The organism is Benzoatithermus flavus (genome assembly GCF_037908215.1).
Taxonomy (GTDB): Bacteria; Pseudomonadota; Alphaproteobacteria; order Geminicoccales; family Geminicoccaceae; genus Benzoatithermus; species Benzoatithermus flavus.
The window spans coordinates 1-511 of sequence record NZ_JBBLZC010000154.1 but is presented as its reverse complement, the minus strand read 5'-3'; the positions used below and the strand labels follow the sequence as shown (position 1 = coordinate 511).

General features: G+C 45.4%; 1 protein-coding gene. It reads right to left on the bottom strand.

Features of this window, described 5'->3' with window-relative positions; translation table 11 throughout:
• On the bottom strand, positions 1-237 hold a 237-nt coding region (locus U1T56_RS24650), incomplete at its 3' end, for a sodium:solute symporter family transporter (RefSeq protein WP_418162100.1).
• Positions 238-511: the final 274 nt, after the last annotated feature.

Below are 511 nucleotides of genomic sequence, written 5' to 3'. Positions count from 1 at the left end.
AAGCGTCAAGCCGATGACGATCCAGGCGGCGCTCACCCCATCGACATACATCGCCCCCGGCAGCCCCATGAGCAGCCAGCCGCTCATGTCGGAAGCCCCGGCGCTGAGCGCCGTCACCGCCGGTCCGAGCGTCCGGCCGCCAAGCATATAATCAGACAAATTGGACGTCCGTTTATACGCCCAATAGCCAATCCAAAGCATGCCGACTAAATACACAATGACGGAAAATAAAACCATATGGACTCTCCTTCCTCTACTGTCTTGTCACCACTTTCATCATAACGAAATTGATAGTATTTACACAATATATAAGTTGCAATAAAGATTTTCCGATTGTTCGATTCTGTTTTCCCTTCATACAAGTCGACTTTGATAGAATGCGGCGGGCGCTCTGCCGGATGTAAAACAAAGTTTCAACTTATATATTTGGCATTCAAATTTAATAATTAAGGGGGTTCCAAATTGGAAGTTGTTAAGTTAGAAAATGTTGTAAAGAGATATGGAAATCAAT